18 protein-coding genes are annotated in these 23888 nt (G+C 65.9%); 8 read left to right on the top strand and 10 right to left on the bottom strand.

The features are described from left to right. Positions 1-23: 23 nt before the first annotated feature. Both AC3WLC_RS07255 and pehA read right to left on the bottom strand, forming a co-directional pair. Positions 24-1664 (bottom strand): ABC transporter substrate-binding protein, encoded by a 1641-nt coding sequence (locus AC3WLC_RS07255; RefSeq protein ID WP_493683263.1) that lies wholly within the window; start codon positions 1662-1664, stop codon positions 24-26. After that, a complete protein-coding gene (gene pehA, locus AC3WLC_RS07250) occupies positions 1631-3235 on the bottom strand; it encodes a phosphoric/sulfuric ester hydrolase PehA (RefSeq protein WP_493683262.1) in 1605 nt (534 codons plus the stop codon). Before pehA ends, AC3WLC_RS07255 begins: the two co-directional genes overlap by 34 nt. A gap of 280 nt (positions 3236-3515) precedes the next feature. On the opposite strand from pehA, the gene AC3WLC_RS07245 reads away from it, so the two are divergent. Then, a complete protein-coding gene (locus AC3WLC_RS07245) occupies positions 3516-5009 on the top strand; it encodes an amidohydrolase family protein (RefSeq protein WP_493683261.1) in 1494 nt (497 codons plus the stop codon). Positions 5010-5012: 3 nt separating this feature from the next. Continuing rightward, a complete protein-coding gene (locus AC3WLC_RS07240) occupies positions 5013-5936 on the top strand; it encodes a CobW family GTP-binding protein (protein WP_493683260.1) in 924 nt (307 codons plus the stop codon). Positions 5937-6093: 157 nt separating this feature from the next. On the opposite strand, the gene AC3WLC_RS07235 is transcribed toward AC3WLC_RS07240, so the two are convergent. The 6 genes from AC3WLC_RS07235 to AC3WLC_RS07210 are packed head-to-tail and all read right to left on the bottom strand — an operon-like array spanning position 6094 to position 13504. Further along, positions 6094-7788 (bottom strand): ABC transporter ATP-binding protein, encoded by a 1695-nt coding sequence (locus AC3WLC_RS07235; protein WP_493683259.1) that lies wholly within the window; start codon positions 7786-7788, stop codon positions 6094-6096. Between the two features lies 1 nt (position 7789). Continuing rightward, positions 7790-8698, bottom strand: a complete 909-nt coding sequence (locus AC3WLC_RS07230; RefSeq protein WP_493683258.1) for an ABC transporter permease — start codon at positions 8696-8698, stop codon at positions 7790-7792. 2 nt (positions 8699-8700) lie between these two features. Continuing rightward, positions 8701-9699 carry an ABC transporter permease gene (locus AC3WLC_RS07225; RefSeq protein WP_493683257.1) on the bottom strand — a complete coding sequence of 333 codons (999 nt, stop codon included), beginning with the start codon at positions 9697-9699 and terminating at the stop codon, positions 8701-8703. Position 9700: 1 nt separating this feature from the next. Continuing rightward, positions 9701-11446: an ABC transporter substrate-binding protein gene (locus AC3WLC_RS07220; protein WP_493683256.1), complete on the bottom strand. Its 1746-nt coding sequence runs from the start codon at positions 11444-11446 to the stop codon at positions 9701-9703. 38 nt (positions 11447-11484) lie between these two features. Further along, positions 11485-12327 (bottom strand): SDR family NAD(P)-dependent oxidoreductase, encoded by an 843-nt coding sequence (locus tag AC3WLC_RS07215; protein ID WP_493683255.1) that lies wholly within the window; start codon positions 12325-12327, stop codon positions 11485-11487. A gap of 1 nt (position 12328) precedes the next feature. Next, positions 12329-13504 carry an enolase C-terminal domain-like protein gene (locus AC3WLC_RS07210; protein ID WP_493683254.1) on the bottom strand — a complete coding sequence of 392 codons (1176 nt, stop codon included), beginning with the start codon at positions 13502-13504 and terminating at the stop codon, positions 12329-12331. An 82-nt stretch (positions 13505-13586) separates the two neighbouring features. Here AC3WLC_RS07210 and AC3WLC_RS07205 point away from each other — a divergent pair, with 82 nt between their 5' ends. Both AC3WLC_RS07205 and AC3WLC_RS07200 read left to right on the top strand, forming a co-directional pair. After that, entirely contained in the window at positions 13587-15263 is a 1677-nt protein-coding gene (locus tag AC3WLC_RS07205; RefSeq protein ID WP_493683253.1) for an SMP-30/gluconolactonase/LRE family protein, read from the top strand. A gap of 9 nt (positions 15264-15272) precedes the next feature. Then, entirely contained in the window at positions 15273-16184 is a 912-nt protein-coding gene (locus AC3WLC_RS07200) for an SMP-30/gluconolactonase/LRE family protein (protein ID WP_493683252.1), read from the top strand. 775 nt (positions 16185-16959) lie between these two features. Here the strand turns inward: AC3WLC_RS07200 and AC3WLC_RS07195 are convergent. Then, complete coding sequence (locus AC3WLC_RS07195; RefSeq protein WP_493683251.1) at positions 16960-17943, bottom strand: helix-turn-helix transcriptional regulator; 984 nt, start codon at positions 17941-17943, stop codon at positions 16960-16962. 336 nt (positions 17944-18279) lie between these two features. Here AC3WLC_RS07195 and AC3WLC_RS07190 point away from each other — a divergent pair, with 336 nt between their 5' ends. The 4 genes from AC3WLC_RS07190 to AC3WLC_RS07175 all read left to right on the top strand — a co-directional run bounded on the left by AC3WLC_RS07190 (position 18280) and on the right by AC3WLC_RS07175 (position 22372). Beyond that, complete coding sequence (locus AC3WLC_RS07190) at positions 18280-19242, top strand: formylglycine-generating enzyme family protein (RefSeq protein ID WP_493683250.1); 963 nt, start codon at positions 18280-18282, stop codon at positions 19240-19242. Beyond that, positions 19226-21610 carry an arylsulfatase gene (locus tag AC3WLC_RS07185; RefSeq protein ID WP_493683249.1) on the top strand — a complete coding sequence of 795 codons (2385 nt, stop codon included), beginning with the start codon at positions 19226-19228 and terminating at the stop codon, positions 21608-21610. The genes AC3WLC_RS07190 and AC3WLC_RS07185 overlap by 17 nt, the downstream gene beginning before the upstream one ends. A 134-nt stretch (positions 21611-21744) precedes the next feature. Then, entirely contained in the window at positions 21745-22092 is a 348-nt protein-coding gene (locus AC3WLC_RS07180) for an HdeA/HdeB family chaperone (RefSeq protein ID WP_493683248.1), read from the top strand. 136 nt (positions 22093-22228) lie between these two features. Beyond that, positions 22229-22372: a hypothetical protein gene (locus AC3WLC_RS07175; RefSeq protein WP_493683247.1), complete on the top strand. Its 144-nt coding sequence runs from the start codon at positions 22229-22231 to the stop codon at positions 22370-22372. Positions 22373-22725: 353 nt separating this feature from the next. Here the strand turns inward: AC3WLC_RS07175 and AC3WLC_RS07170 are convergent, their stop codons facing one another. Beyond that, entirely contained in the window at positions 22726-23817 is a 1092-nt protein-coding gene (locus AC3WLC_RS07170) for a threonine aldolase family protein (protein ID WP_493683246.1), read from the bottom strand. Between the last annotated feature and the right edge of the window lie 71 nt (positions 23818-23888).

Below are 23888 nucleotides of genomic sequence, written 5' to 3'. Positions count from 1 at the left end.
TCGCGCCGTCTATGATGCGAGCCTTAGCTGCGCCCGCCCCAGTTCTCGGCACGGAAGTCCATGGCGAAGGCAGGCGAAGCCTTCCAGGCGAGCGCTTTCGGCTTGGCCGTGAAGGTCGCGTTCTGGTGCAGCACAGTATAGGCCGGGTCCTCGCGCTCGGCGATTTCCAGCATGCGGCGGAAGGCGGCCTTGCGGCGGGCGCGATCCGTCGAGGTCTCCAGCTCGACCGAGAGCTGGTTCAGCTCGGCATTGGTCCACTCGCCGGCCTGCTGCTGCTGTCCGTTGGGGCCGTGCTGGCTGACCATCGACGAGACCGGGTCGTTGAAGGGCGCCGAGTTCGACCAGTCGCGTACCGCGCGCGTCGGGGTCCGCTCGAGGATCTGCTGCCAGTTCTCCTTGATCTGGATCTCGACGTTGAGCCCCGCTTCCTTCCACATCTCGGCCAGGATCTGCGCGGTGGCGGTCTGGTTGGTGTAGTAGTTGTTCAGCAGGCGATAGGGGATCGGATCGCCCTTGTAGCCGGACTGCTTCACCAGATCCTTGGCGAGCTTGAGGTCGAAGGCCGGCACCGACCAGTCGGAGACGAACATGTCGCCGTAATAGGGCCATTGCAGGCCCTTCGGCACCACGGTGCGTCCGGCCCAGAGCGAGTCGACGATGGCCTGCCGGTCGATCGCATGGGTCATGGCCCGGCGGACGAGTGGGTTCTGCAGCTGCGGGTGGTTCTTGTCGAACACCGTCAGGCGGTGGTTCAGGATCGTGCCGCCCTGGACCTCGAAGGCCGCGTTCTTCTCGATCTGCGAGATCTGGTCCGGCGGGATGTCGCAAGCGAACTGATACTGGCCCGACAGCAGGCCGTTGATGCGCGAGGCGGTCTCCGGCACCTCGACGAAGCGGATCGACTTCAACGGCGGGCGGCCGCCCCAGTATTCGTCATGGGCTTCGAGCAGCAGCGAGACGTCCGGGCGGTATTCGGCGACGCGATACGGACCGGTCGTGACGGGCTTCATCGCCCAGTCGCTATAGGTCTTGGCTTCCTCGAAGGCGCGGCGGTTCATGATCTCGCTGCCATAGCGCGAGATGCGGCCTTCCATGGTCACGTCCGGCGTGCCGTTGACGAAGCGGACCGTGTACTTGTCGATGATCTGGATGCCGAGCAGCGCGGGCCAGGAGCGGCGCGCGACAGCCGGAACCTCGGCCGGCAGCTCCTTGCTGGCGCGGCCGCCGCCGACGACGAAGTCAACGGAGATGGTCTTGCCGGCGGCGGGCTGCGTGTCGCCGAACATGCGCTCCTTGCCGAAGGTGAAGGCGACGTCGTCGGCAGTCAGCTCATCGCCATTGTGGAACTTCACGCCCTGGCGGAGCTTGAGCTCGACCGTCTTGTCGTCGATGCGCTTCCACTCGGTCGCAAGGCCCGGCACGCTCTCCAGATTGCCGGTCCAGTTGCGGCCGATCAGCCCTTCCCAGAGCGAGGAGAAGAAGACGCGCTCGCCGACATTGGACTGCTCGCGCAGCACGTCGAGCAGGTTGGAGTTGGCGATCTTCTGCACCGCGATGGTGATCGAGGGGCGGTTGTCGGCCTGCGCGATCGCAAAGCGCGAGGGCAGGATGAGGGCGGAGCCGCCGAGCGCTATTGCGCTGCGACGCGTGAGGGAGCCGACCATGACTGGTCTCCTGTTTCGGTTGCGTTGGGATTGCGCTCTTCCAGCCCGCGCGGGCTGGAGCGGAAATGGGTCAGCGTCCGGTCGGCATGGGTCAGCCGCCAGGACAGCGCCTTCTGGGCATAATCGCGCACCAGCGCCGCATAGGCCGGGTCTTCCGCCAGGTTGACGAACTGGTTGGGGTCTCTGCGCAAATCGAAGAACAGCGGCGGCAACGCGGCAAAGTGGACGTATTTGTAGTTCTCGTCCTGCACGACGCAGAGGCTGGATTCGTCCATGCCGAGCCCAAGCACCTTTTCCGGCTCGGAATAGTGGACGTCGCGGAAATCGTATTCGTAGTGCAGCTCCGTCCGCCAATCCGTCGGGCGGATGCCTTGCGTGAACGGCATCACCGAGTGCCCGTCGCAGGCGCGCGGCGCCTCGCCACCGAGCCAGTCGAGGATCGTCGGCATCACGTCGACGCTCTCGGTGAAGGCCTCCTCGACTGCGCCGCGGCGGCCGGCAGCGCCCTGCGGGTCCTTGATGACGAGCGGGATGCGGAAGCTCTCGTCGTGGAAGCCGATCTTGCCGAGCAGATGGTGGTCGCCGAGCTGCTCGCCATGGTCGCTGGTGAAGACCACCAGCGTGTCGTCCCATTGTCCGGTCTCGTCGAGATAGGCGAAGACCTGGCCGAGGCAGTCGTCGATCTCGCTGATCAGCCCGCAATAGGTCGCGCGCATCTGGCGGATCTCGGCCTCGTCGAGCGTCGCACCCGAACCTTCGGCGCCATGGAAGAACGAGCCGCGCGAGATCGCGTCGACATAGTATTTGATCAGCGGGTGCTGGGCGCCCTCGGCTTCAGGCGATTCAGCCCGGATAGGCGCAGGCATGTCCTGCGGCCGATACATGTCGTGATAGGGCGCCGGCGCGACGAAGGGGGGATGGGGCCGGTAATAGCCGAGATGCAGGAAGAAGGGCTTGCCGGCGCGGCCCCTGAGATAGGTCAGTGCGCGCTCGGTGAAGAAGGACGAGTCGGAGAGCTCCTTGGGGATTCGCGCTGGCCGCTCGGTGGCTCCGGGCACCGCATCCTCACCTTCGGGCAGCCAGATGTCCTCGCGATTGGGCGGCAGCTCGAAGCCGTTCTGGGCGACCCAGCCGAAATAGCCGTCCATGTTCGGCTCGAAGGCGCCGACCGAACGGAAGCCGTCCATCAGGTCGCCGAGCACGAGGAAACGCGGGTCCTGTTTCGCGGTCGAGCGGGGATCGGGCGTCGTCGTGGTGTAGCCGATCAGCGCCGGGTCGTAGCCGATGGCGCGCAGCGCCTTGCCGAGGTTGAAATGGCGCTGGTCGAGCGGGACCGTGTTCTGAACCGCGCGATGGTTCATCAGATAGAGGCCCGTCAGCAGGCTGGCGCGGGCCGGGCCGCAAGGGACGCAGGCGGTGACGTGGTTGGCGAAGGTCACCCCCTCCGCGCAGAGCCGGTCGAGATTCGGGGTCTTGAGGAAGGGCTCCTGGCCGCGGGCGCGCAGCAGATGCGGGACGAAATCGGCGCGCCATTGGTCGACAACGATCAGAAGGACGTTCTTGCGAGTCATGCTTGGCCTCTCGGAGTGGCGCCCAGCTATCCGCCGCGGATGACGGCTGCATGACCTGCGAGGTGGACTGGCGGGCGGAAGCTATGCCGGCGGACGTGCGGCCAGTGCGATCAGAGGCGACAACGCTCCGCGGCAAAGGCCCGGCTCAGATCCGGCATGCGTCATCCGCCAAGGCGGTTCTCCGGCAACGCGCTTGTCTCGGCAATTCCCGATCGGCCAACATCGGGTGCTTCGCGGTCACTGATCGCGGGGCCACCCGAGGCATGAGGGGCAAGAGCAGATGAGCGGACTGTTGATCGCGGGCGGCCGTGTCGTCGATCCGGAAAGCGGCCATGACGGCATCGCCGATGTCGCAATCGCAGACGGAAAGATCGTCGCGATCGGCTCAGGCCTCGGCAGCGCGGAGCGGGTGATCGACGCGCAGGGGCTAGTCGTAGCTCCCGGCTTCATCGATCTTCATGCCCATGGCCAATCGATCCCGGCCGACCGCATGCAGGCCTTCGACGGCGTCACCACGACGCTGGACCTCGAGGCCGGCGTACTGCCGGTCGCCTCCTGGTATCGCCGGCAGGCGGAACAGGGCCGCATCCTGAACTATGGCGCCGCCACGAACTGGGCGTTCGCCCGGATCGGCGCGATGATCGGGATCAACGAGGAATCGTCGCTGGAGGCGTTCGGACGCGCGATGCGCGATCCGCGCTGGATGGACAATATCTCCTCGCCCTCCGAGCAGCAGAACATCCTCGACCGCATCGCGGCCGGGCTCGACGAAGGCGGCATCGGCATCGGCATCCTGAACGCTTACGCTCCCGGCGCCGGCGTGCAGGAGCTGACCGCGCTGTGCCAGCTCGCCGCCGAGCGCGGCGTGCCGACCTTCACCCATATCGCCTATATGGCGAACACCGACCCGAAGAGTGCGGCGGAGGCCTATATCCGCCTGATCGGCTATGCCGGCGCGACCGGCGCGCATATGCACATCTGCCACTTCAACAGCTCCAGCAAGACCGATGTCGTGCGTTGCGCGCGGCTGATCAAGCAGGCGCAGGCGCAGGGCCTGCCGATCACGGTGGAAGCCTATCCCTATGGCACCGGCTCGACGGTGATCGCGGCCGCGTTCTTCAGCGATCCCGAATTCGAGCGCCGCAACGATACGCGCTACGAGCAGATCCAGCTGGTCACCAGCGGGCGCCGGATCCAGGACCGCGAGGACCTGCTCTCCGCCCAATCCGAAGACCCGTCGCAGCTCGTCCTGTGGCATGTGCTCGACACCGAGAACAACGCCCGCCATCGCGACATGCTCGACCTCTCGGTCCTGTATCCCGGCGGCGCGATCGCCTCGGACGCCATGCCCTGGTCGATGCCGGACGGATCGACCTATACCGGCGATGCCTGGCCACTGCCGGATGAAGCGACATCGCATCCGCGCTCGTCCGGCACCTTCACGCGCTTCCTGCGTCACTGGGTGCGCGAACGCCAGGCGGTCAGCCTGCAGGAGGGGATTGCGAAGTGCACCTTGATCCCTGCCGAGATCCTGGCTGCGAGCACGCCCGCCATGCGTGACAAGGGTAGGCTGAAGGTTGGAGCCGACGCCGATGTCGTGGTGTTCGATCTGGACCAGCTCACGGATCGGGCGGAGTTTTCGGCGATGAACCGTCCGGCTGAAGGCGTTCGGCACCTCGTCGTCAGCGGCGAGCCGGTCATCGCCGACGGGATCATGGACGTCGCGGCCCGGCCCGGCCAGCCGGTGCGCCGTCCGTTTGGCGCGGCGGCGTAAGCCATGCCGGTTCCGATCCTGCTGGTGACGGGCTTTCTCGGAGCCGGCAAGACGACGCTGGTCAATCGCATCCTGCAACAGGCCGACGGGCGGCGCATCGCCGCCGTCGTCAATGATTTCGGCGCGATCAACATCGATGCGGAGCTGATCGCCGGTGCGGAAGATGGCGTCGTCAGCCTCGCCAATGGCTGCATCTGCTGCTCGCTCGAAGGCGATCTGCTGCGCACGCTCGCCAATCTGCTGCGACGAACCCCGCGTCCCGAAGCCATCGTGATCGAGACCAGCGGGGTCGCCGACCCCGACGACATCATCCGCAACTTGATGGATCCGGTGATCTGGCGCGAAGCGCCGCTGGAGACGGTGCTGTGCGTCGTCGATGCCTCGGCACCGGAGGCGCAGCTCGACGACCCGCTGTTCCTCAGCCAGCTGCGAGCGGCCGACCTGCTCGCCGTCAGCAAGGGAGACCTCATCGACAGATCATCGCTCGATGAGCGCTGCCGGTCCTTGTCGCAGATCAATCGCAGGGCCACTCTCGTCGAGGCGCCCGGGGGCGATGTCCCGCTCGATCTCGTCTTTCCCGAAGTCGAGACACCTCGCGAACGGACGATGCGGCCCAAGAGGCCGAGCGTCGACCGCTTCGAGAGCTTCAACTGGACGTCGAAAGAGCCGATCTCGCTCGCCGGGTTTCAGCAAGCCTTCGGCCGGCTCGCGCCACGGCTCGCGCGTGCAAAGGGCTTCCTGGCGACGATCGAGAAGCCCGATTGCCGATATCTCTTCCAGTTCGCGGGCGGGAAAGCCACGCTGGCGCCTCTCGATCGGGATAGGCTGGCGCAGGAGGGCACGCGGATCGTCTTCATTGCGGAGATCGACAGGATCACTGCAGCGGAGATCGAACAGGCGATGAGCCGCGCCGGCATCGCCTCATGATCTGCATGTCGCCGCCGAGACGGAGCCTCGGCCAATAAGATCGTTCGCATCGACGATCGTCGTGCGTGAGGTGCAGCCATTCGGCTAAACCTCCTCGATATCGACGGCCGCGTCGGACCGGGGCCCGGCGTGCCGCGCGCGGCCTCGACAGGAGACACTATCCCAGGCTGGTCGCGCCCGGCTGAACCACGGCCGGCTCGTTCCAGGATGCGCGGTCAGGCTCGACCAGCGGCCAGTTTCGATCCGGGTCCGGCCAGGGAATCGCGGAGACCAGCGCCCTTGTGTAGGCGTGCTGCGGCTTCTCGATGACGCGCTCGGGCGCCCCGGCCTCGACCAGGCGGCCGTCATAGAGGACGATCACCTCGTCGCTGACCTGATAGGCGGTGGCGAGGTCATGGGTGATGTAGACCACCGAGATCGCGTGCTCCTGGCGCAGCGCCCGCAGATTGTTCAGGATCGTCATCCGCAGGGAGGCGTCGACCATCGAGACCGGCTCGTCGGCGACGATGAGGCGCGGCTTCAGCGCGAGCGCCCGCGCGATCATCAGGCGCTGGCGCTGTCCGCCCGACAGCTCGTGCGGAAAGCGCCCGAGCACCTCCCGCGGATTCAGGCCGACATCGCGGCAGGCGGCTTCCATCGCTTCTCGCGCCTCGGTCCGGCTCCTGGCCGCGCCCAGATGGAGCAGCGGCATCAGCAGGGCATGATCAACACGGTAGAACGGGTTGAACGAGGCATAGGGGTCCTGGAAGATCGCCTGCACCTCGCGGCGAAAGCGCGCTCGCTCCGGCCCGGAGAGCTGGCCTACATCCCGGCCGCGGTAGCGCAGGCGCCCTTCGCTCGGCGTTTCCAGCCCGAGCATGATGCGCGCGAGCGTCGTCTTGCCCGATCCCGACTGGCCGACGATGGCGATGACGCGCGGCCGATCGGCGTCGATGCGCAGGTCGATCGGGGCCAGCGCCTGCTTGACCCTGCCGCCCAGCAACCCGTCGCCGAAGGTCTTGCCCACGCCCGACAATTCAAGGAACGGCACGCTTGCGCCGGGAGGTCCGTCCTGCGCGGCTGATATGCGCGAGCCCAAGGTCGGCACGCTCTCGATCAGCTCGGCCGAATAGGCGTGCTGCGGGGCTATGAAGAGCCGGCGCGTCGGCGCGTCCTCGACGATCCGGCCATCCTTCATGACGATGATCCGATCCGTGGCCTGGGCCATCAGGCCCATGTCGTGACCGATGATGATCATGCCGCAACCGATGCGCTTCTGCGCCATGTGCAGGGTCTGGATGACCTGCCGTTGCGAGATCACGTCGAGCGCGCTGGTCGGCTCGTCGGCGATTATGATCTTCGGGTCGAGCATCATCGCGATGGCGATGCAGACCCGCTGCTTCATGCCTCCGGAGAGCTGGTGCGGGAAAAGGTCGGCGACGGAGGCGGCAAGGCCGACGCCGGCGAGCGCGTCGTCGACGCGGGCCCTAGCCTCCCGGGCGGAGAGCCTGATGCCGTGATCGGCGAGGCCGTCCAGCATCTGCTCGCGCACTCGCAGCACCGGGCTCAGCGAATTCATCGCGCCTTGTGGGATGTAGGAGATGGTCTTCAGGCGCGCGGCCCGGATCGCCGGCCCCTTCAGCCCGACGAGATCGAGATCGCCGATCCGGGCGGAACCCGCAACGATGCGCCCCGGCGGCTTCAGCATCCGCATCAGCGCCAGCGCCGTCGTGGTCTTGCCCGAACCGGATTCGCCGACGAGGCCGACACGCTCGCCGGCGGCGACGTCGAGCGAGACGTCGCGCACGGCATGGACGATCTGGCGGGTGGTGAAGAAGTCGACCGAGAGGTTGGAGACCTGCAACAGGGTCATGTCAGGCCCTCCGGCGCAGGCGCGGGTTGGCGAGCTCGTCGAGGCCGGCATTGACGAGGTAGAGGCCGACGAACAGGACGACGAGGATAGCGAGCGGCGGCACGATCCACCACCACATGCCGCGCAGGAAGGCCGACAACTCCATGATCCAGAAGATGGTCATGCCGAGCGTCGGCTCGTTCTGCGGGCCGAGCCCCATGGCTTCGAGGCCGACGCCGGCGAGGATCGCCGCGGAGACGGCGGTGACGAAGCTCGAGATCAGGAAAGGCAGCAGGTTCGGCACGATCTCGCCGAAGATGATCCGGAGCGGGCCGAGCCCCGACAGCCGCGCCATCTCGATATAGCCGGCATTGCGGATGACCAGCATCTGGCTGCGAACTTGCCGCGCCGGCCGGCGCCAGGCCAAAGCTGCGATGATCAGGGCCATGCCCAGCGAGGTGAGCTCTGTCTGCACCACCGCGGCGATCATCACGAGAAGCAGGATCGCCGGAACGGTCAGCAACACGTCGACGACCCAGGTGATGGCCTTGTCCCAGCGCCCGCCGACATAACCGGCATAGAGGCCGATGGCGCTGCCGACGGCGACGCCGAGCGCCCCGGCGACGAGGCCGGTGCGGACGGTCAGCCAGGTGCCGAGGATCATCACCGAGAGGATGTCGCGCCCCTGCGGATCGCTCCCCAGCGGCACGCCCGGCCCTGGCGGCTGCGCCGGAGGGGCCGAGAGCGGGTTGGCGGCATTGGTGTCGACGATCAGCCGGCCGAGCCCGGTGAACAGGACGAGCGCGAGCAGCAGCAAGCCGCCGACGATCATCGACGGATTGCGGCGGAGATAGCCGAGCGTCTCGCCGAGCCAGGCGGGACCACGCTGCGCCTGCTGCGAGCCGCGGGTTTCAATGCGTGCGGTCGTCATCGTCACCTCCCGACCCGGGCGCGCGGATCGAGCAGCGGATAGAGGAGGTCGACGAGCAGCATCGACAGCGCGACGGTGAGCGTCAGGATGAAGACGATGCCGTAGATCGTCGGGAAGTCGAAGAGCTTGATCGAATCGAGCAGCAGGGAACCGAGGCCCGGATAGGCGAAGACGATCTCGACCAGCACGGCGCCGGTGACGATCTGACCGAAATAGAGGGCGAGCGCGGTCACCTGCGGCAGCAGGGCATTGCGCATGCCGTAGCGATAGAACAGCCGCGACGGCTTCAGCCCTTTCGCTTCGGCGAAGGTCATGTAGTCCTCGCCCTGGACCGTCACCATCATGCCGCGCATGCCGATCGCCCAGGTCCCGATCGAGGCGATCAGGATCGACAGCGCCGGCAGCGTCGCGTGCTGCAGGACCTCGACGGTGAAGTCCCAGGACCATTCGGGCACGGATGTCAGGCCGTAGCCGCCGGAGACCGGGAACCAGCCCAGGCGCGAGGCGAAGATGTAGATCAGCACCAGCCCGAGCAGGTAGAACGGGATCGCCGAGAACACCATGATGATCGGCGAGACCACGCTCAGCAGTTTCGAATTGCGGTACCAGCCGGCGGCGGCCCCCAGCAGCGTGCCGATCAGGAAGGCGAGCAGCGTGGTGGTGATCATCAGGCCGAGCGTCCATGGCAGGGCCTCGCCGATCAGGTCGGACACGCGCGCCGGGTACTTGGTGATCGACTGGCCGAAATCGAAGCGGGCCATGTCGCCGATATAGCGGAAGTACTGCGTGAGCAGCGGCTGATCGAGACCGAACCGGGCGCCGAAGGCCTGCGACATCTCCTGGATCTTGGTCGGATCGACGCCGGACGTGCCTGCCAGTTGCGTCAGCTTCTCCGCGATCGGGTTCTTCGGGGCGATACGCGGGATGAAGAAGTTGAGCGTGGCGGCCGCCCAGACGACGGCGACCACCATGACGATCCGCCGTCCGATCAGGACGAGCATGTCACTGCACCGGCTTCAGGCGCGGCAGCACATAGCCAAAGCTCCCGGAGGTGTACCAGAAACTCGGCTGCATGTAGGGATTGTCCTTGGTCGGCCATCCCGTCCAGTAGGTCTGGTTCATCGGCACGCGGTGGTACCATTCCGAGATCGGCACCTCGACGGCCTCGCGCATCCAGATATCCATGGCGGCGACGACGAGGTCCTTGATCCCCGGATTGTCGGGAGCGAGCCGGCCGATCTCGTCGACGATCTTGTCATAATCGGCATTGGACCAGCGGGCGGGGAACAGCGTCGGCCGGCCGACCTCGAACGCGTTCTTGGAATGGTACATCTCGAGCGTCGCATAGGGGTCGGCGATCGAGCCGCGATGGCCGAACAGCGTCAGGTCGAAGCGGCCATCGCGCAGGACCGCGCGGCTTTCAGGTGTCGAGCGGAAGGAGGCGTCGACGCCGGCGTTCTTGAGCTGCTGGGCGACGATCGGGCCGACCGCGTTGAGCACGGGGATCGCCTCGATCACCACGCTCAGCAGCTGGCCGTCCTTCTCCCAGATGCCGTTCGCGTTCTTCTTGTATCCGGCCTCGCCCATCAGGGCATCGCCCTTCGCCTTGTCGTAGACGCCGACGCCGTGCTTGGCCGCGACCGGGGCGATGGCGTCGATATAGGGCTTGAGCGCGCCGAAGCCGGGGAAGGGATCGACCTTCGGCTCGGCTGCGCCGGAATAGGCGACATCGATGATCTGCTTGCGGTCGATGTAGTGGCCGATCGCGCGGCGCAGGCGGATATCGGCCCATTTGCCGGATTTATGGTTGAAGTAGAGCGAGGTCGGCCACCAGTCGCGCGCGCCATAGGGCGCGTCCTTGCCCGTCCAGGTGGTGATCTTCGGATTCTGCGTCACGACCTGGCGCACCACTTCGGCGACCTGGATGTCGTTGACGATGTCGGCCTGATTGGTCGAGATCAGCTGCACCATGCGGTCGCGGGTGCCGCCGGGAACGGTGATGATGCGCCGCACCTCCGGCATCGGGGCAAGCTTGGCCTTGGCCGCCCACCAGTCGTCGCGCCGGTCGATGAAGACCTGCGCATCGGTGAAGCGGGAGACGGTCCACGGGCTCGTGGTGACCGGCCAGCCCTTGGCGACGTCGAAGAAGCGGAACGCGGCCGGGTCTCCCGCATCCTTCCAGATGTGCTCGGGCACCCATTGCAGGCCGATGTCGAAATAGTTGATCAGGTATTTGAAGGCGAAGCGCGGATCGGGCTCGCTGAGATCGATGCGGACGGTGTGGTCGTCGATCTTCGCCACCGCCTTCACCGATGTGGCCAGCGCGGCGGCGTTGAGCAGGTCCTTCTTGCCGCGGCCGTTCTCGATCAGCATGTTGAGCGTGAACAGCACGTCGTGGACGCCAAAGGGCTTGCCGTCGCTCCAGGTCACGCCGTCGCGCAGCGTCACGGTCAGCGAGGTGAAGTCGGCATTGTAGGCGTAGCCCGTCGCCAGCCAGGGGATCACCGAATTGTCGGTGACGTTGTAGTAGAACAGCGGCTCGAACATGTTGATGATCGAGACGCGATAGTCCTCGTTGTTGATCGAGAACGGATTGGCGAGCCCGACATTGCGGAAGACCGGCGCCTCGACCTGCGCGGCGACGATCAGCGTCCGGTTGCGCGGCACGTTCTGGGCCGATGCCACGGCCGAAGTCAGGGCGAATGCTGCGCCGATCATGAGGCTCGGGAGCAGCCTGCGGCTAGCCATGGGTCGTCTCCTCTCTGTTGCCTTGCGGGCCCGGTTCTTCAGCCGGCTTGCCGTGCGTTTGCGGTCTCGGTGTTGATCAGGTCGTTCATGTTACGGGCGATATGGCTGCCGCCGGTGACGTGGATCGTCGTGCCGGTGACGAAGGACGCGGCGTCGGAAGCAAGGAACAGCGCGGCGCCGACGACGTTCTCCGGCTGGCCGGCCCGACCCATCGGATTGGCGTTGCGCGCCAGCCGGTTCCAGACAGCCATGTCGGCGCGCCGGAAGGCGTTGCGGTCGGTCTGGATCAACCCCGGCGCGATATTGTTGGCGGTGATGCCATGGGGCGCATTCTCGACCGCCAGGTTGCGGACGAGGTTCTCCAGCGCGCTCTTGGTCATCGAGTAGACCGGCATCTCCTGGGACGGCACCTGCTCCTGGACGCTGCCGATCGAGATAATCCGGCCGTAGCCGTTGCGGCGCATCCGCGGGACGACAGCCTGCAGGGTCGCGATATTGGCGGCGATGTTCATCCTGAGCTGCCGGTCGATGTCGTCCATGCTCATGTCGAGGATCGGCCGGTGCACCTGGATCGAGGCGCTCAGCACCAGGATATCGACCTGCCCGAGCCGGTCGAGCGCGGCCTCTGCCGCCGAGCGCGCCGCGGCGGGATCGGACATGTCGGCTGGGATCGCGCACCCTTCCGCTCCGAGCTCTGCGAGAAGCTGCTCGGCCGCCTGCGCCTTGCCTGCAGCCGCATCGGCCTCCGGCGAGAAGTTGAAGGCGACCCGCGCGCCATTGCGCGCCAGCGCAGTCGCGATCGCCGCCGCGATGCCGCGGCTGCCGCCGGTGACATAGGCGCTACGCCCGCTCAGATCGACCTGGATCGCGTCCTGCGCCATGCTAGGCATCCGCTCCCGCACCGGCGACACCGGCGAATGTTGCAATCCCGCTGCCGGTCTTGGCCGCGTCGAAGCTGAGCTTCGGTGCAAGGCTGGTTCCCGGCCCGTCCGGGACCGGGCGATGCCCGTCGATCAGGGCTGGGCGGCCGCCAGCGATCTCGTCGAACAGCTCGCTCTCGCCGACTTGGCCCTCGAGGATCGCGAAGGAGGGCAGCGCCGCTGCGACCTGCACGGAGATCGCGTCCAGCACCGGCCCGGTGGGATTGTGGATGCTGGCCTCCATCCCGGCGGCGACGGCGCATTGCAGCATGACCATGCCGTTGCGGATACCGGTGACGCGCAGATCCGGCAGGACGACATCCATGCCACCGGCTGCCGCGATGTCATGGATGTCAGCGACGGTCTCGGCCCGCTCGCCGCCGGCGATGCGTACGCCGATGCCGTTGGCGGCGGACCGGACTGAGCGGAAGTCATCGGCGGAAAAGGCGCGGTCATCGAGCGCGTCCTCCAGCCAGAACAGGTTGGCGCTGCCCGTGAGGCGCAGCACCTCGATCGCATCCAGCCGCGACAGGCGCCAATGGCAGTCGACCATCAGGCGGCGCTCCTGGCCGATCGCGTCGCGCACCGCGAGGATGCGCTCGACCCCCGCCGCGAGCGCGCGCTGGCGCTGCGCCAGATCGCCCTGCCAGTTCAGGCCGTCGAACGGCGCGATCTTGATGCCGTCATAGCCGTGGGTCTCGACGACCGAGCGCGCCCGCTCGGCAAAACCGGCCGGCGAGCGGTCGGAAATCCCGCGATTGATATTGGCGTAGGCGGCGAGCCGGTCGCGGTACGGGCCGCCGAGATAATGCGCGACCGAGAGGCCGGCGCGTCGGGCGAAGAGGTCGACCAGCGCCTGCTCCAGCGCATGCGTCACCGCGCGCCGAGCCGAGGACGCCTGCGCCATCGCCAGGGCCTGCAGGGCGCCGCCGGGCAAGGGCAAAGGGCGCTGCTGCAGCAGCGCGCGGGCCTTGGCAACCTCGGCGGCGACTGCCTCCTCCGCGCCAAAGAGCGTGGCTTCTCCGAAGCCCTCGGCGCCGTCCTGCGTCCGGACACGCAGGAACAGCCAGGTCGTCTTCGCAGAGACGTGGACGACCGCAAGATCGATGCCTGCCAGGACCGGGGAGTTTGATGCCATGGGCATTCCGCCTCTTCAATCTCTCACATTGTGATAGATTGCTGATGTTGATGGCCTACGCAAGTTAAATTATGAGAGGTGCATGGCCAAGATCACCGCAGACCTCGCCGACACGCCCGGCGCCCAGGCCCTGACCAAGGGGCTCGACGTCCTGCTGGCCATAGGCGCGGCGGACGGGCCGGTCCGGTTCGGGGATATCGCCGAGGCCGTGAAGATGCCGGCGGCCTCGCTGCATCGCCTGCTCGCGGCGCTCGTCAGCCGCAATCTCATCCGCTACGACCGCCGCCGCCGGCGCTACGAGATCGGCGTGCGCATCCTCGAACTGTCGCGCCGCAGCCTCGACGGCAGCGAGATCATTCGTGCCGCCAAGCCGGAGATGGCGCGGCTGTCGCGCAGCATCGGCCTGACCATCCTGCTGATGATCCGGGACGGGGCCGATGTCTTCGTGCTCGATTTCGACGATCCCGATCCGAGCTATGGCCGTCTCGTCCGGCTCTGGCGCCGGAGCCCGGTGATGGAGACCGCCGCGGGCCGGGCGCTCCTCGCCGCGATGCCGCGCGAGAACGCCCTGGAGCTGATCGCCGAGATCGATCCGGCAGCGGCCGGCGATGCCCGCCTGCTGTCCGAGCTCGATATGGGCAAGGCCCTCGGCTATATCGTCTGCCGCCCGGAAGTCGCGAGCGGGCGCGTCACCGTCGCCGCTGCGATCAAGGACAGCGAGCGGATGCCTCTGGCGGCGCTCGTGGTCATGGTCGATACGCCCATGGCGGGCGTCGAGGAACTGCATGATCTCGGGCGGATGCTGGTCGAGGCGACCCGCCGGGCCTCCAGCCAGATCGGCGTCGACCTTTCCGCCCCCTATGTCATGCGCCAACCGGCGCAGCCTGCCGCCAGCTCCGTCACCGCCCTGCCGACCGGCCGGGATTTCGTCGGCGAGAGCCCGATCTGGGACGATCGGCGCAAGAAGCTGTTCTGGGTCGACGTGCTGGCACCGGCCCTGCGCTGGTTCGATCCGGCCGACCAGCAATCCGGGCGCATCGCCCTGCCGGCGATCACGGCCGGGCTGGCGCTGGACCGGCAAGGCCAGCTCATCGGCTGCGGACAGGGCGGCTTCAGCCTGATCGATCCCGACAGCGGCCGGGTCTCGGCACTGTTCAACCCGGAGACCGACCGGCCCGACAACCGTTTCAATACGGCGGGCGTCGACCCGCGCGGACGCATCTGGGCCGGCACGATGGCGCTGGACCAGACGCCAAGGCGGGGCCGGCTCTATTCGATCGACCACAGCCTGCTGTCGCGTCGGCAACCCGCCCCCGCGGGGGCGTTGCGCAATCCAACTTTCTCGCTCGACGGCTCCCGCATGTATGTCGCCGATGCCGACCAGGCCGGCGTCCAGGTGTATGATTTCGATGTCGAGGCCGGACTGTGCAGCAATCCGCGCCTACTGATCGAGGCCGAGCCCGGCTCCGGCCGGCCGAACGGCATGACCATCGATTCGGAAGGGCATCTCTGGATCGCCTGGGTCGGCGGCTGGAGCGTGCGCCGCTACGATCCGGACGGACGCCTCGTCGAAGAGGTCTCGCTACCGGTGCCGATGCCTACCGGCTGCGCCTTCGGCGGCGCCGGCAGCCACACGCTCTATGTCACCAACACCTATATCCGCATGCCGCCCGGCCTGACTGCCGAGGCTCCGGCTGCGGGGCAATTGCTCTCCATCGAAACCCGCGCGACGGGGAACGCCGTGCCGCGCTGCTGGTAGAGGCCTCACATGCTGACGATCGCGGTCGACGACATCCTGCCGGTGCACATGGCCGATGCCCTGACCGGCGAAGCGCCGTTCTGGGACGCGGCGCGCGGCACACTCTGGTGGATCGACATCCAGGGCCAGCGGCTGCTCGGCTTCGAGCCGGCGAGCGGCCGCACGTCGATGCATCGCCTGCCGCTCATGCCAGGATTCGTGGTGACCTTCGGCCGCCACGGCCTGGTGCTCGGCCTGGAGGACGGAATCTATGCCTTCGATCCCGCCACAGGTGTCGGCGACCGATTGTTCGCGGTCGAGGAAGACCTGCCCGGCAACCGGCTCAACGACGGCAAGACCGACCCGGCCGGGCGGCTCTGGTTCGGCAGCATGGATAAGACCGGCAATGGCGCGCCGGTCGGAGCGCTCTATTCGCTGACCGCGGAGGGTTCGCTGCAACGGCACCGGAGCGAGATCCGGATCCCGAACGCGATCGCATTCTCGCCCTGCGGCAAGACATTCTACTTTTCCGACAGCCGCAGCCAGGTGGTCGAGGCCTTCGACTATGACGTGACCAGCGGCAGCTTCTCCAATGGCCGGCCTTTCGCGATATTTGCGGGAGACGAGCACCCGGACGGAGCCTGCACCGACCCCGATGGCGGCGTCTGGATCGCGGTGGTGAACGGCTCGCGAGTCGAGCGGCGGCGGCCGGACGGAACGCTCGATGCCGTGGTCAAGCTGCCGGTCTCGCGCCCGACCATGCCCATGCTGGGCGGGCGCGATCGGCGGACCCTGTTCATCACCTCCCAGCGGCGCTTTCTCAGCACCGAAAAGCTGAAGCACGACATGCTGGCCGGGCAGCTTCTGGCGGCGAGACTGCCCTTCAACAGTCACGGTACCGGGGCGACAACTGGCTCCCAGGCGGCGCGGCTGCAGGGCTGAGGCCCGCGCGAGGTTAAAGGCGGCGTTACGGATCTCGGCCATGGAGGTTCCAGGTGGCTGGCCGACGAGTGGGAGGGCGACCTCTCGCGTAGGTGATCGTACTGGCGACAGGCGCACGTTTCAGCCAGATCGCGCGCTTAAGCGTGTCGGACGTGCGGCCGGCGCAGAAGCGGTTGATGGTGCCCAGCTCTCGAAAAGGCCGCAGGACGAAGCGCATCAGTAGGATTGCGTCCGCGTCGGCAACGATGTCCTGGCAGCCCTTCGACCGGTGACAGCCGGGCGGAAGAGTACAGACATCTTATCGTGCGAGTCTCGGCGCCGGCTTGCCAATGCGTCTTGTCGCAGCGCTGCATGACACCGGCTCGGCGATGATCTCGCGCCACTACTCGGCATATATCGTCGACGCGATGGATGAGTTGGCGGCAAAGGCGGTCATGTCTTTGACCAGTGTCGAGGTTGTACCAATCGGTGCGGCCAGTGGTGCCCCAAGATGAAGACTGACCGCAGGGCCGACCGCACTCACCTAGTCGCAGCGATGCCTCCCGCCGGAATCGCAGCAACGAAGAGCAAAATCGCAATGATAGAGTGGCAAGAAAGTTCACCGCCGAAATGTCGTGTCCAGCAGATTTCGTGACACTGTCTGGGAGATCCGATATCCGTTCACTGGCCCCCTTGCACCACGAGCAGACATTGGCGCATTGCTCGGGAGCGGACGTTCGCCTTTTAAGCTTGGCGCTGCTCCTGCCGTGCGGTTAGTGACGAAGGCGAAATGCCATCAGCACAGCCGCGACCGCTCGCGAAATTGGCGCGGCGTGATGCCCGTCATCCGGCGGAAGGCGCGGCTGAAATGCGCCGGATCGGTGTAGCCGGACGAAAAGGCGACGTCGATGATCCTGCAATCGGTGTCCTGCAGCAGCCGGCTCGCATGCTCGTATCTGACGGTGTCGAGGATGTCCGAGTAGGACAGGCCGATGAGCGCGAGCCTGCGCTGCAGCGTCCGCGTGCTGACGCCCGCGATCTCGGCGACGTCGGCAAGCGCCGTGGTTCCCTCGTCGAGGTAAGCCGGCAGCATCAGCTTGAGCAGTTCGACGATGTCGTAGGCGGAAGGGCAGTCCTCTTGGTTTCGCGTCGGCGCAAACGAGACGGTCGAACGGTTGGGAAGGCTGAGCATCGCGATCGGCAGGCTGATCCAGGCGGCATGCTGGCCCGACAGGAACTGCACATTCGGCCAGAAGGATCGCGTCGCCGGGCTTGGCGCATAAGACGATTCGAAGGCCATCGCCGTCGGCATCCAGCCAGGCCCTGCGAATTGCCTGACGATGTAAACCGAGAAGATATTCTGGATCCATTGCGCGTATTTCAGATGCAGGAGCCCTGTTCCGGCGAGCCTGCTGCAGACCCGAACATGATCCGCGCCATGCTCGATCCACATGCTCAGAATGGTGTCTTCCCGTGACGCCTCATGGCAGGCGTGCCGAAGCGCGACGAGCAGCGTCGGTGAATGCGCGATCAGGGCTCGTGTCTTTTCCCGCATATGGGAGAAATGCAGGCGCTGGGCGGCGAGAAACCCGAAATCTTCGATGCCCTGGGTTCTCTGGGCGGTCTCGACGAAACGCAGCGCCGGCAGGAGCGGCAAATAGAGCTCGCTCTTTTCGGCCAGGGACGATGGCAGCCGGGACCGCTCCAGCAGCGTCTCCGTCGGCGCGCCGATATCGTCGAGGATGCTGACGAAGGGCAGCAGGAACTGGCCGCGCGTCAAGGGGATATCAGCCATCGGACCTCGCCGCGGTCACCGCGTTGACGCTTTTCACAAGGCCGAATCCCGGGGGGCGACCGGCGTGTCCGAAGAATAGCCGGTCGCGATTGGCGCGAAATGGCAAGACGGGCAGGCTGCCCATGCACGAAATGCTCGCAACGCCGTTCGCCGGCCGATCGGGCCGCGATCGCGTGCTTCAGCGCCCCGAAGCCCGCCGCCGAGGTGGCGGCTCTGTCCAGACAGGGATCGCGTTGTCCGGTCGGCTCACGCGTGTGCTGGCGTCCTTGATGCAGGTTGATGGGAAGGCTGGCTATGCAGCGAGAGGCGGCTCGGACGGATATGTCATCGGAGCGTGCGCGCGATGACATGATCTTCGTGCGCGCCGGGACCTTCTGGATGGGCTCGGATCATCACTACCCCGAAGAGAAGCCAGCTCATCGCGTCAGCGTCGACAGCTTCTACATCGACGAGACTCCCGTCACCAACGCACAGTTTGCCGAGTTCGTGGCGGCGACCGGGCATCGCACATTTGCCGAGTTCGCGCCCGATCCCCAGGACTATCCCGGCATCTTGCCGGAGATGCTGTATGCGGGGTCGCTCGTCTTCCAGGAGCCGACCGGGCGCGTCGATCTGCACGACTGGTCGCAATGGTGGACCTTCCTGAAGGGCGCCAGCTGGCGCCAGCCCTATGGGCCGCGGAGCAGCATTGCGGGGCTGGACGATCATCCCGTCGTCCATGTCAGCCACCACGACGCCTCGGCCTATACGCGATGGAAGGGCAAGGATCTCCCCACGGAAGCCGAGTGGGAATTCGCCGCCAAAGGGGGCCTCGAACAGGCCGAATATGCCTGGGGCTCGGAACTGACCCCCGACGGCCGGCATATGGCCAATACCTGGCAAGGGTCGTTTCCGACCGTCAATAACAAGCTCGACGGATATGCCCGCACGTCGCCCGTCAGGGCCTTTCCGCCCAACGGATACGGTCTCTACGACATGATCGGGAACGCCTGGGAATGGACCTCCGACTGGTTCGCCCCGAAGCACGAAGCCGACGCGACGAAAGCCTGCTGCATACCCAGGGACCCTCGCGGAGGGCTGGAGTCCGCCAGCTACGACCCGTGCCTCCCCAACATGAAAATCCCGCGAAAGGTTCTGAAGGGCGGATCGCATCTGTGCGCTCCGAACTACTGCCACCGCTATCGACCTGCAGCCCGACATGCCGAGGCGATCGATACGTCGACGAGCCATGTCGGATTCAGATGCGTTGTCCGGAACGGAGAATCGAATGAAACGGCTTCCTAGTCACCCATTCAGAGCGCGCTGGTTGGGCGTCAGCACGACGCTGCTGATGTTGGCATCGCCCGTGGTGGCCCAGGAATCGCTGCCGTTTCCGCCAACACCCTCGGGGAGCAAGGCCGGGCCGACGATCGCGGAGTCGACCTACAGCCCCCTGCCGGCAAAGTCGCATCTCCCGGCCAACGCGCCGAACATCGTCGTGATCATGCTCGACGATGTCGGCCCGGCCCTTCCGAGCACCTTCGGCGGCGTGATCGACACACGCACCCTGAGCCGCGTCGCCGGCGACGGGATCACCTATAACCGCTTCCACAATGCCGCGATGTGCTCCCCCACCCGGGCGGCACTGCTGACCGGGCGCAATCACCATCGCGTCGGCTATGGCCAGATCGCCGAACTGGCGAACGACTGGGACGGCTATTCCGGCCGGATCCCGCGCACATCGGCGACCGCTGCGAAGGTCCTCGGCTACTACGGCTATGCGACGAGCGCCTTCGGCAAATGGCACAACACGCCGGCCAACGAGACCACGGCCGTCGGCCCCTATACGAACTGGCCGGCGGGCCAGGGGATCGGCTTCGACTACTTCTACGGCTTCCTTGCCGGAGAATCCTCGCAATGGGAGCCTGCGGTCGTCGAGAACACGGTCCGGTTGAATCCGTCCGAGGGCAAGAAGGACTATCACTTCACCGAGGACATGACCGACAAGGCCGTCTCCTGGATGAAGCAGGTCCGCGCGCTGACGCCGGATCGGCCCTTCTTCATGTATTGGGCCCCCGGCGCCTCCCATGGTCCGCATCACATCTTCAAGGACTGGGCGGACAAATATAAGGGCAAGTTCGACGAAGGCTGGGACGTCATGCGCGAACGCGTCTGCGCCCGCCAGAAAGAACTAGGCTGGATCCCGAAGGATACCGAGCTGACGCCCCGGCCAAAGACGCTCGCCGCATGGGCGGAGATTCCCGAGGACGAAAAGCCGTTCCAGCGTCGGCTCATGGAGGTGTTCGCCGGATACACCGAACATGCCGATGCGCAGGCCGGCCGCTTGATCGATGCCCTGGACGAGCTCGGGATCCGCGACAACACGCTCGTCTTCTACATCTGGGGTGACAACGGCTCGAGCGCGGAAGGCCAGAACGGCACGATCAGCGAACTGCTGGCACAGAATGGCATTCCTTCCGAGATCAAGGATCACATTCGCACCATGAACGAGCTCGGCGGCCTGGACGTGCTCGGGTCGCCCAAGGTGGACAACATGTATCATGCCGGCTGGGCCTGGGCCGGCTCGACGCCCCACCGGTCGACCAAGCTGATCGCCGCGCATTTCGGCGGAACGCGCACGCCGCTCGCGGTGTCCTGGCCGGGCAGGATCAAGGCGGACAAGACGCCGCGTCCGCAGTTCCATCACGTCAACGATATCGTGCCGACGATCTACGACATCCTGCGCATCGCGCCGCCGAAGCTCGTCGACGGCATCAGCCAGGATCAGCTCGACGGCACCAGCATGACCTATTCCTTCGCCTCCCCGACGGAGCCGGACCGCAAGAATGAGCAGTATTTCGAGGTCATGGGCAGCCGCTCCTACTACAAGGACGGGTGGATCGCTTCGGCCTTCGGACCCAGAGTGCCCTGGCAGACGGGCGTCGATCCCTCGATCATGATATGGTCGCCGAAGAACGATGTATGGGAACTCCATGATCTCAAGAAGGATTTCTCGCAGGCGAAGGACGTCGCCGCCGCTCATCCCGGCAAGCTCGCGGAGCTGAAGAAGGCGTTCGAGGTGAGCGCGAAAGACAACAAGGTCGATCCCGTGGGCGGCGGGCTATGGTCCGCGATCTTCCATCCGGAGGACGCACCGTCCAATCCCGCCAAGTCGTTCAGCTTCACGCAGGAGGTCGTCGGCGTCCCCGAGTTCACCGCGCCGCGGCTCGGATCGCGCAGCAACCTCGTCACCATCGATGCGGATTTGAAGCCAGACTCGAAGGGTGTGCTCTACGCGATCGGCGCCATCTCGGGCGGTATCGCCCTGTGGGTCGAGAACGGAAAGCTCAATTACGAGTACAATCTGTTCGAGATCGAACGGACGCAGCTGCAGACGTCCGTCCCGCTCCCGACCGGAAAGGTCAAGATCGAGGTCGAAACACGCAAGATCGACGGCGTCCGCCCCGCACCGCTCGACATCGTCATCCGCGTCGACGGCAGGGAGGTCAGCAAGGGGCGTGTCCCACGCTCGGCAGCCCTGACCTTCACCGCCAATGACGCCTTCGACGTCGGCCGGGACAGCTATTCCCCGGTCTCGCTCGCGTATGTCGACCGCAAGCCCTTCGCCTTCAATGGCAAGATCCGGCATCTGCAGGTCGACTATCTGGACTGAGCGCCGACCTGCTGGAGGCGGCCGGCTGATTGTCGCCGCCTCCTTTCAAATTCCGACAGCGCGGAACACCACTCTTCAGAGCTGGAGAAGGCCATTCCGGCCGAAGCCGCGGCTGAATCACGAAGGGAAATTCGATGACAAGACGACTTGCCTTTGCCCTTGCCTTTGCGCTTTCGACGCCGCTGGTCCCGGCTCAGGCCCAGACGGAATTGAGCGCCTACGCCGACAAGAATGGCTACATCAATGTCCAGAAACTGACCTGCGGGCAACTTGCCGGGACGTTCCAGGAAGATGCGAACTTCCTCGGGGTCTGGTACAGCGGCTGGTATAACGGCCTCGGGAAGAAATCTTCCGTCAATTTGCCCAGAGTCAAAGAAGGGATCCATGAGCTGATCGTCTACTGCAAGGCTAATCAAGGATCGACGATCATCAAAGCCATCGATGTACTTCTGAAGGCCGAAAAAAACCGCCGGGCCGAATGACGCGACGGCCCCTGCCTGGCAGCGGAAACTGTTCAAGAAGATCGGGCAGGAGATCGCCGCGGACCCGGAGCTGAACGCCGACCTCATCGAGCCGTTCAAGAGTCAGGGTATTGGTGCCCTCGAGGAAGGGACATTGGTGATCCGCGGCAAGTACAAGGCCAGGGCCGGACATCAATTCCAGATCCGCAAGGCGATTCTGTCGAAGGTACGGACCACGCTTCAGGAGAATGGCATCAAGCTGGTGCCGAGACCGCTTCATATGCCGCAGATGGGCGGATGACCGCTCACCATCTGGCATCGACCGGGCATCCTGAGGCCCGATCCGGCGCGTGGCCTGCCCGCGAAAAATGGCCTCCTGCGACAGGATTTCGAACCTCTGCACGGGGCCGCCATGGCGCAGAAGGAGCGCAAGTCCGACGAGATCGTCGCGAAGCTGCGGTAGGTCGATGTGCTGTTGTCGTAGGGGCGTCGTGTGGCCGAGGCGACCCGCATCCGAGACCAATTATACTGCATCTGGCACGCGTCTGATGCGCCAGGAGCCGACGTCGCCTCGACGAGCGAAAGCAGACGTTGATTGTCGTCGCAATGCCTTTCACGTCCTCGACAACGTATGTCGGCACTCCGGCCTCCCTGTCAGTAGGAGCCACCGCGCACTGTCGCTGCCTGCAGTGCGCGGTCGTCCTTCGGCAGCGCCCTCAGCGAATCCACGATGATCTTCAGGGCGGCATCCACGTCCTCCGCCGTAATGTCGAGATAGAAGACCACGCGCACGGCATCCGCGCCCGACGGCAGCATCCACAATCCGCGGCGATGGGCCTCGTCGACGAAGCGCCCGGCGGATACGCCGATCAGCCGATAGCGCACGATGTTGGTTTCGACCGTCGCCGGATCGATCTCGATGCCTTCGAGTTGCGCCAATTGCCGGGCGAAGCGGTTCGCCAGAGCATGGGTTTCGCCGAGCCGCGAACGATGGTTCTTGACGGCGTGCAGTGCGCCGGCGGCGATGATGCCCGCTTGTCGGAAGCCGCCGCCGAACTGCTGCTTGAAGCGGCGGGCCTTGGAGATGAAATCCCTCGTTCCGACGAGGCAGGAGCCGACCGGGGCGCCGAGCGCCTTCGAGAGGCAGACGCTGACGGTGTCGAATGGCGCGGCGTAATCGGCTTCGGAGATGCCCGTCGCCGCGGTTGCGTGCCAGAGGCGGGCGCCGTCGAGATGGAGGGCCAGGTTATGGCGACGGCCGGCGGCCGCCACGGACTTGATCGCCTCCAGCGGCCAGATCGAGCCGCCGCCGATGTTGTGGGTATTCTCCAAGCAGATCAGACGAGCCGGGGCAGCGACGGTCGTTGGGAAGAAGGGATGCGGGACACCCAACGCGGCATCGACATCCGCTGCGGTGAAGATGCCGCGCACCCCCGGCAGGAGGCGGGGCAGCACGCCCGAATGCGCGGACACACCGCCGCCCTCCAGGATATAGACATGGGCATTTTGGTCGAAGAGCACGGAATCGCCGGGCTGCGTATGGGTTCGGACCGCGACCTGGTTGGTCATGGTGCCGGTCGGCATGTAGACCGCATCCTCTTTGCCTAGGAGTTCGGCCACATGCCGCTCCAACGCCTTGACGGTAGGGTCGTCGCCATAGACGTCGTCGCCAACTTCGGCATGAGCCATGGCCTGACGCATCTCCGGCGTCGGGCGGCTGCAGGTATCGCTACGCAGATCGATCATGGTGTGCTCCGATTTCTCGGCACCATGACGAGCGCGCAACCACCCGTATTGAACGCTATTGCAGGCCAGAG

It is taken from the genome of Allobosea sp. GW821-FHT03A12 (assembly GCF_058986765.1).
The sequence above is the reverse complement of the archived record's forward strand: the minus strand, read 5'-3'. Positions and strand labels throughout refer to the sequence as shown.

What these genes read in the sequence shown, in the direction of transcription:
- AC3WLC_RS07240 (WP_493683260.1), top strand. Translation starts at nt 5,013, where the DNA reads ATGCCGGTTCCGATCCTGCTGGTGACGGGCTTTCTCGGAGCCGGCAAG.
- AC3WLC_RS07190 (WP_493683250.1), top strand. Translation starts at nt 18,280, where the DNA reads ATGTCATCGGAGCGTGCGCGCGATGACATGATCTTCGTGCGCGCCGGG.
- AC3WLC_RS07220 (WP_493683256.1), bottom strand. Translation starts at nt 11,446, where the DNA reads ATGGCTAGCCGCAGGCTGCTCCCGAGCCTCATGATCGGCGCAGCATTC.
- AC3WLC_RS07180 (WP_493683248.1), top strand. Translation starts at nt 21,745, where the DNA reads ATGACAAGACGACTTGCCTTTGCCCTTGCCTTTGCGCTTTCGACGCCG.
- AC3WLC_RS07200 (WP_493683252.1), top strand. Translation starts at nt 15,273, where the DNA reads ATGCTGACGATCGCGGTCGACGACATCCTGCCGGTGCACATGGCCGAT.
- AC3WLC_RS07210 (WP_493683254.1), bottom strand. Translation starts at nt 13,504, where the DNA reads ATGGCATCAAACTCCCCGGTCCTGGCAGGCATCGATCTTGCGGTCGTC.
- AC3WLC_RS07215 (WP_493683255.1), bottom strand. Translation starts at nt 12,327, where the DNA reads ATGGCGCAGGACGCGATCCAGGTCGATCTGAGCGGGCGTAGCGCCTAT.
- AC3WLC_RS07185 (WP_493683249.1), top strand. Translation starts at nt 19,226, where the DNA reads ATGAAACGGCTTCCTAGTCACCCATTCAGAGCGCGCTGGTTGGGCGTC.
- AC3WLC_RS07235 (WP_493683259.1), bottom strand. Translation starts at nt 7,788, where the DNA reads ATGACCCTGTTGCAGGTCTCCAACCTCTCGGTCGACTTCTTCACCACC.
- AC3WLC_RS07205 (WP_493683253.1), top strand. Translation starts at nt 13,587, where the DNA reads ATGGCCAAGATCACCGCAGACCTCGCCGACACGCCCGGCGCCCAGGCC.
- pehA (WP_493683262.1), bottom strand. Translation starts at nt 3,235, where the DNA reads ATGACTCGCAAGAACGTCCTTCTGATCGTTGTCGACCAATGGCGCGCC.
- AC3WLC_RS07230 (WP_493683258.1), bottom strand. Translation starts at nt 8,698, where the DNA reads ATGACGACCGCACGCATTGAAACCCGCGGCTCGCAGCAGGCGCAGCGT.
- AC3WLC_RS07225 (WP_493683257.1), bottom strand. Translation starts at nt 9,699, where the DNA reads ATGCTCGTCCTGATCGGACGGCGGATCGTCATGGTGGTCGCCGTCGTC.
- AC3WLC_RS07245 (WP_493683261.1), top strand. Translation starts at nt 3,516, where the DNA reads ATGAGCGGACTGTTGATCGCGGGCGGCCGTGTCGTCGATCCGGAAAGC.
- AC3WLC_RS07255 (WP_493683263.1), bottom strand. Translation starts at nt 1,664, where the DNA reads ATGGTCGGCTCCCTCACGCGTCGCAGCGCAATAGCGCTCGGCGGCTCC.
- AC3WLC_RS07170 (WP_493683246.1), bottom strand. Translation starts at nt 23,817, where the DNA reads ATGATCGATCTGCGTAGCGATACCTGCAGCCGCCCGACGCCGGAGATG.